Below are 7,504 nucleotides of genomic sequence, written 5' to 3'. Positions count from 1 at the left end.
CGCGCGCACCGCGGCACCCGAGCCGACCGCGAGCGCGCGCTCGGCCAGCGTCGCCGCACCCGCCAGCGTCGTCGCGCGCACCGCCGCCTTGACCGCCGGCACCGCGGCGGGGACGGCGGAGAGTTCGGTGACGCCGAGCCCGATCAGCAGCGCCGTCGCGCGCGGGTCGGACGCGAGACCGCCGCACACCCCCAGCCACCGCCTATGCCGCGCCGCGCCCTCGGCGGCGAGGCGGATCAGGCGCAGCACGGCGGGGTGGAACGCATCGAGCATCGCCGAGACGCCCGCGTTGCCGCGATCGGCGGCGAGCGTGTATTGCGTCAGGTCGTTGGTGCCGACCGACAGGAAGTCGACGTGTTCGGCCAGTCGCTCGGCGATCAGCGCCGCCGCCGGCGTCTCGATCATCACGCCGAGCGCCACCGGCTCGGTCCGCCCGACCGCCGCCATCGCCGCATCGAGGGCGGTGCGTGCCGCGAGCAGCTCGGCCACGTCGGCGACCATCGGCAGCATGATCCGGCACTGCGCCCCCGGCACCGCCGCGACGATCGCACGTAGCTGCGTCGAAAGCAGATCCGGCCGCGCCAGCGACAGGCGGATGCCGCGCCGTCCCAGCGCCGGATTCGCCTCCGCCGGTTGCGGCAGATAGGGCACCGGCTTGTCGCCGCCGATGTCGAGCGTGCGGAAGATCAGCGGCCGATCGCCCAGCGTCGCGGCGATGCGGCCATAGAGCGCGCGCTGCTCCGCCTCGTCGGGCGCGGTGTCGCGATCGAGGAACAGGAACTCGGTGCGGAGCAGCCCGCACCCTTCCGCCCCGGCGCGCACGGCGGCGGCGGCGTCCTCGACCGAGCCGAGATTGGCGAACACCTCGATCCGCCGCCCGTCGGCGGTGGCCGCGGGCGTCGCCGCATCGCGCAGCGCCGCCGCCCGCGCGGTACGCCGCCCGGCGATGCGCGCGCTCGCCTCCGCCAGCGCCGCCGCGTCGGGATCGGCATGGAGCAGCACCGCGTCGGCGTCGAGGATCGCGGTGGTGCCGTCGACGAGGTCGAGCACCCCCCGCCCGGCCGCGACGATCATCGGCACCCCCGCCGCCGCCGCCAGAATCGCGACATGCGCGGTCGGCCCGCCGGCGGCGGTGCAAATGCCCGCCAGCCGCTCTGGGTCGAGCAGGAGGAACTGCGACGGCAGCAGGTCGTCGGCGATCAGGATCGTGTCGGGCGGCAGCACCGGCATCGTCGGGGCCGCACCGGTCAGCGCCAGCAGCACCTGCCCCTCCAGATCGCGCAAGTCGGCGACCCGCTCCGCCAGCCGCGCGTCGCCGGTCGCCTCCAGCGCGGCACTAGCCTCGCGCAACGCCGCCCGCCAGCCCGCACCGGCGCTGCGGCCGTCGACGATCGCCGCTTGCGCGCTTGCCCGGAGCGCCGGATCGTCGAGCATCGCGCGGTGGGCGTCGGCAAGATCGCCTCTCCCCAGCGCCGCTCCGACCGCCCGCAACGCGGCGTCGAGCGCCGCCGTCTCGTGCGCCACGCCCGCGCCGTCCGCTGCCACCGCGACCTCGCCCGGCCGTAACTGCATGACGCGCCCGATCGCCAGCCCCGGCGAGGCGCACACGCCGCCCGGACCACGCGTCACCGCCACGATTTCGGTCCGGACCGAGTCACCGAACCGCTCGCCGGCGAATCGCTCCAGCGCATCCAGCGCGGCCTCGGCGTCCGGTCCCTGCGCCCGCGCCTCCAGCGCATCGCCCAGCGCCGCGCCGAGCGCCAGCAGCGCCACGGTACTGCGCGCATCGGCGCTCCGCTCACCCCGGTGGACCGTCACCGTCGCGGCGAACGGCCTGAGCAACGCCACCACCCGCGCCGCCGGTCGCGCGTGCAGCCCATCGGGCGCCGCGACGACGATCCGCCGCGTCGCCGCCGGCCCGGACGCGCTCGCCCGCGTCGATGAGGACCCGCTTACCCACGCCACCGGCTCGCCCACCGCGACCAGCCGCCCCGGCCGGTCGATCCGTACCGTCACGCCGTCGCCCGGCGCCACCACCGGCGTCACCAGATCCTTCGCCGCCCGCCCGACCGCGTCGAGATCGACCGACAACAGCAGCTCGCCCGCGCGCACCGCCTGGCCTTCGCGCACGGCCGCGTCGAACCCGGCCCCGCCGAGCGCGACCGTGTCGAGCCCGACATGGAGCAACAGCTCGGTCCCGTCGCCCAGCCGCAGCGTCACCGCGTGGGCGGTCGCCGCGACGTGCGCGACGATCGCGTCGACGGGCGCGCGCAGCTCGCCCGCAATCGGGTCGATCGCGAACCCGTCGCCCATCATCCGCTCGCCGAACACCGGGTCGGCGACCTCGTCGAGCGTGCTGAGCCAGCCGGCGATCGGTGCCAAGAGCCGCGTCTCGTTCACGGCAGCAGCTCGACACGGTCGATCGCCCACAACGGATCGACGCCGCGCGCGGTGTAGGTGATGCACAGGTCGCGTGACGGCAGGGAGGGGGGCAGCGCCGCCTCCAGCCGCGTCACGCCGGGATTGCCGGCGGCGGGCGCGAGCGGCAGCGTCGCCACGACCGGCCCTTCACACCCGGCGCGCACCTCGAACTCGCCCGCCGCCGTCGCAGGGGGGCGGAAGCGGACCTTGTCGCGGTCGGGGCCGACCTGAAAGTTGAACGGCACCTGCCCGACCCGGATCGCGATGCGCCGCGCCTCGGGGGCCGCGTCCCAGCGCCAGCATGGCCCGAAGATGTCGATCAGGAAATGCGCGCGCTCGCCGGTCGCCGGCCAGTCGTCCTCCAGGTCGAGCAGCACGGCGCTGGTGCACGGCGTCAGCTCGCGGCTGGTTCGCGTCAGCGCCGCCGCGCGGTCGAGCACCCGGTCGTAACTCCCCACCAGCGCTTGGCCGTCGAGGAACGTCGCGGCGCGCAGCCGCTGCCCCGCCGTGACGGTCAGCGGCAGGGTGTAACGCGCGCTCGCCGACGTCGGCGCGCTGCCGTCGATCGTGTAGCGGATCGGCAGCCCCGACTGGCCGCTCAGCGTCGCGACGACGCCGGTCGCGGCCGGCACCAGCCGCGCCGTCACCGCCCAGGCGCTGTCCGCCGCGGTCAGCCCGAGCGGCCGCAGCCGGTCGAGCTGCGGCACCAGCGCGCGGGCGAAAACGGACAGATCGCGCGTCGCGGCCGGTGCCCAGCCGATCTCCGCCACCGCCGCCGCGCGTGGAAAGGTCATCCACGCCGCGCGCGCCTCCGTGCGGACATGCTCGGTCCACAGATTGCCCTGCAACCCCAGGATGTGGCGCTGCTCGGTCGGCGACAGCCCCGCCGGCACCGGCTCGAACGCCAGCACGTCGGCCAGCGTCACGAGATTGCCGCGCCCCGGCGGCTCCTCCGGCCCGGTGCCCTGCCGGTTGTCGAGATACAGCACCGGCGCCGGGCTCAGGATCGCGTCGTGCCCGCGCCGCGCCGCCGTCTGCGCGCCCTCGACGCCGCGCCACGAGGTGATCGTCGCGTCGGGCGGCACGTCGGCGTCGAGGATCTCGTCCCAGCCGATCATCCGTCGCCCGTGCGCCGCCACATAGCGTCCCAGCCGCGCCATGAACCAACCCTGCAGCGCGTTCTCGTCCTTCAGCCCGAGACGCTTGATCTGCGCCTGAATCGCCGGGCTGGCGCGCCATTGTTCCTTGGTGGCCTCGTCGCCGCCGAGATGGACCCAGCGTGACGGGAACAGCCGCATCGTTTCCGCCAGCACGTTTTCCAGAAAGCGGAACGTCGCCTCGTCGGTGTTGTAGAGCCATGGGAACACGCCCCAGTCGCTCTCCGTACCGGGTGGCAGCGCCACACCCATACCCAGCGCCGGATAGGCGCGGATCGCCGCCAGCGCGTGGCCGGGCATCTCGATCTCCGGCACCACGGTGATGCCACGCGCGCCGGCATAGGAGACGATCTCGCGGATCTGCGCCGCCGTGTAGAAGCCGGCGACCGGCGGCAGCGGCGGCGCGCCGGGCGCGGTGGCGGGACGACGCGACGCCGACACGTCGGTCAGCTTCGGCCAGCCCGGGATCGGCAGTCGCCAGCCCTGGTCGTCGACGAGATGCCAGTGCAGCCGGTTGAGCTTGTTGGCATACATCCAGTCGAGCAGGTGCCGGACATAGGCAGGCGACTGGAAGTGGCGCGCGCTGTCCAGCGATAGGCCCCGCCACGCGAACCGTGGCCGATCCTCTATCGTCACGCCGGGCACGACGTTGCCCCCGCCCGCGAGCTGCCACAGCGTCACCGCGCCGTACAACAGGCCCGCATCGTCGCTCGCCGTGATCGTCGCTCCCTGCGCCGAGGTAACGAGCCGATAGCTCTCCGCCGCCATTCCCCGCGCACGCACGAAGCGCACGGCGGCTCCGCGCGGCACGGCGTGCGCGACCGACACCGCCACGCCCCGGCTCCGCATCAGTTCGGCCAGCCGCGCGGCGGCGTTGCGCTCGCCCGCATCGCTCGCCACCACCGGCGTGCCCGCCGCCAGCACGAACCCCGCACCCGTCTCGCTGATCGACGCCGGCGTCGGCAGCAGCGCCGGCACCGCCGCCATCGTCGGCGTGCCGATCAGCAGGGAGGCGACGAGGAGCGGCAACCGGCGCATCGCGCCTGTCTGCCGCCCCGACGCCGCTCGCGCCAGCCCCGTCAGAACCTCACCCGCACGCCCGCGTAGAAGATGCGGCCATTGTCGTAGAGCGCCCGGAAGCGCGTCTCGGTGCCCGCATATTGGTGGATCTTGTTGTTGGTCAGGTTCACCGCGTCCGCGGTCAGCGAGATGTTCGGCGTCACCGCCAGGCTGCCCGAGAAGTCGAGCGACTCGGTCTCGTCCTGGTTCAGCGGCGATGCGCGGTCGATGTTGATGAAGAACGCGGAGCGATAATTGTACGACGTCCGCAGCGACAGCCAGTCGTTCTCGAAATAGGCGGTCGCGTTGAGCGAGTGCTTCGAATTACCCGGGATCGGATCGCCCGCATCCGACGCGGCGTCGGAATAGGTGTAGTTCAGGATCGCCCCGAACGGCCCGAACAGCTTGCGCGACAGCTGCAGCTCGACGCCGAAATTATGACCGCCGGAGCCGTTCGACCGGCGGTTGATGTCGAACAGGCAGTTGTAGAGCGGGTTGGCCGTGGTGAAGCCCGCCGCCTGCGTGCAGCGCGACAGGTTGGGGGTGGAGGTCTGGACCGGATAGACCTGCTGCACCGTCCGGTTGACGATATAGCTGGCGATGTTCTTGTAATAGACCGCGCCCGCGATGATCGTCTGGCGGTCGGGATACCATTCCAGGCTGGTGTTGATGTCGTCGGATTCATAGCGGTTGACGCTGGGATCGCCGCCGTCACCGGTCAGCGAGCCGGGGTTCAGGCTGACGCGCGGCACGATGTCGGTATAGTCGGGCCGCGCGATCGTCCGCCCCGCACCGAAGCGCAGCACGACCTGCTGCGTCAGGTCGAACCACACGTTGATGGCGGGCAGGATGTCGGTGTAGGTGCGCTTGCTGGTCAGCGGCGCATAGACGCCGAACGGATTGTCCGTGACCGCGCCCGGTGTCGACGCCGGGACACCGATCTGGTTGCCCGTCGACCGCTGTTCCGTGCGAACCACGCGCAGGCCGATATTGGCATGGTAAGGCGTGACGTTCGCCTCGCCGACCGTGGCCATGATGTAGCCGCCATAGGTCTTCTCGTTGATCGAGTAGTTCTCCGGCGGGTTGAGCACGCGCGCCCGCGCGCTCGCCGGCTGGCTGAACAGGATCTGCTCCAGCTTGGCGCGATCGACGTTGAAATAATTGGTGAGCGTCCCCGGCTCGGCGATGTTGTTCAGGTAATCGCTCGGGAGCGATCCGCCTGCAAAATCGGCCGAGGTGCAGGCACGGTTGCCGCATCCGGTCGGCCCCACCAGATTGAGGTAGAACGCGCCATAGGTGGTCGCCTGGAAATACGCGTTGCGATCGTGATCGGTGTATTTGGCACCGACCTTGATCGACGCCAGCGGCCCGCCCAGCGGCTGCTCAAAATCGATATAGCCATAACGCTCCTCGTCGGTATTGCCGACCTTGTGGAGCGACGCGAAGTCGAAGACGAGGCTGTTCGGGTTGGTCGGATTGATGCCGGTGAAGCTCACCTGCGGCACGCGGCCGGTCAGGTCGAAGGTGAAGCCGCCCGGCGCGCCGCCCTCGTAGAAGGGCTGGTTGTCGGTGACGCCGCGGGCGCGGGTATAGCCGCCCTTGAGGTGCAGCACGCCGCCGCCGTCGAAGCGGTAGCTGACGTCGAGGTCGCCCGAATAGGTCTCCGCGAACGCCTGCCGGTCGATGGCGTCATAGACTACCGCGCGACCCGTGGTGCCGCCGCCCGACGACGTGACGGTGCCGCGCACGAACGTGCCGTCCTGCACCGTCGCATTCGACAGCGTGCCGCCGCCGCCCAGCGCGTTCGACGTCCAGGCGAGGTAGTTCTGATTGATGTTGTCGGCGTTGAACCGCGCGTACAGCCCGGTCGCGACGACCTCCAGATTGTCCGTCTTGAACTGTAGCTCCAGATTGCCGCCGTAGCGCTCGCGCTCCTGCTGGAACAGCGCGGACCCGATCAGCGACGGCACCTGCGCCGTCTGCCCGGTGGTCGACGTCGCGGTCTGATACCCCAGCACCTCGACGCCGTCGCGGCGGATGTTGCGACGCTGATAGACGCCGCCGATCAGCACGCCGAACGTGCCGGCGTCGTTCTTCCAGCTCAGCAGCCCCGACCCCTGCGGGTCGAAGCGGTCGGAACGCTCCGAATAGACGCCCTGCGCCGACGCGTTCAGCGACCAGCGCGGCAGATCGAGCGGGTGACGGGTGTGCACGTTGATCGTGCCGCCGATGCCGCCCTCCTCGACGTCCGCCTGGCTCGACTTGTAGACCTCCAGCTGCCCGACGATCTCGGCCGGCAGCGTCAGATAGTTGAACGAGCGCGTCGCCGACAGCTGCTCCAGGATGAACCAGTCGGCGGTGGCGATGTTGTGGCCGTTGACCAGCGTGCGGGTCAGGTTGGGCGCGGTGCCGCGGAGGCTGACGCGCTCGCCCTCGCCGAACTCGCGGTTGATGACGATGCCGGGCACGCGCTGCAGCGCCTCGGCGACGTTCTTGTCGGGGAACTTGCCGATATCCTCCGCCGAGATGATGTCGGCGATCACGCTCGACTGCCGCTTGGCGTCGATCGAGGCGCGCTGTGCGGCGCGGATGCCGGTGACCACGACGTCGTCGGTGGCGGCAGGGTCCTGCGACCCGGCATTGTCGCTCGGCGCGGGCTGGACTGCGCCGGAGGGAGAGGAGTTGGTCGGCGACGAATCCTGCGCCTGCGCCGCCGTGGCGGCGAGGAGCGCGGCAAGGCTGACGGAGCTCGCCAGAACGAAACGCTTGATCATGTCCCTTCCCCCTGTTCAATTCCGCCGGCCGACTTGATGTGCGTACCAGTAGCGGACCAATAGGCATACCATCCGCCAGCAAACCGGCTGCGT

The 7,504-nt window shown here is 71.5% G+C and carries 3 protein-coding genes; all 3 read right to left on the bottom strand.

The window, feature by feature from the left end; genetic code table 11:
* The coding region (gene ptsP, locus ACOFKS_RS11020) for a phosphoenolpyruvate--protein phosphotransferase (RefSeq protein WP_419809271.1) at positions 1-2,382 on the bottom strand (2,382 nt) is incomplete at its 3' end.
* 14 nt (positions 2,383-2,396) lie between these two features.
* Positions 2,397-4,616 (bottom strand): beta-N-acetylhexosaminidase, encoded by a 2,220-nt coding sequence (locus ACOFKS_RS11015; protein ID WP_419809270.1) that lies wholly within the window; start codon positions 4,614-4,616, stop codon positions 2,397-2,399.
* 41 nt (positions 4,617-4,657) lie between these two features.
* The gene (locus tag ACOFKS_RS11010; protein WP_419809269.1) at positions 4,658-7,411 is read right to left on the bottom strand and encodes a TonB-dependent receptor; all 2,754 of its coding nucleotides are present in this window, start codon (positions 7,409-7,411) and stop codon (positions 4,658-4,660) included.
* Positions 7,412-7,504 lie beyond the last annotated feature (93 nt).

This window comes from Sphingomonas sp., from assembly GCF_965200135.1.
In the GTDB taxonomy this organism is placed as follows: Bacteria; Pseudomonadota; Alphaproteobacteria; order Sphingomonadales; family Sphingomonadaceae; genus Sphingomonas.
Note: the sequence above shows the minus strand (reverse complement) of the source record. Positions and strands in the feature narration are given on the sequence as shown.

Bases quoted from the DNA above. Each gene is read 5' to 3' on its own strand.
- ACOFKS_RS11010 (WP_419809269.1), bottom strand. From the start codon at position 7,411: ATGATCAAGCGTTTCGTTCTGGCGAGCTCCGTCAGCCTTGCCGCGCTC.
- ACOFKS_RS11015 (WP_419809270.1), bottom strand. From the start codon at position 4,616: ATGCGCCGGTTGCCGCTCCTCGTCGCCTCCCTGCTGATCGGCACGCCG.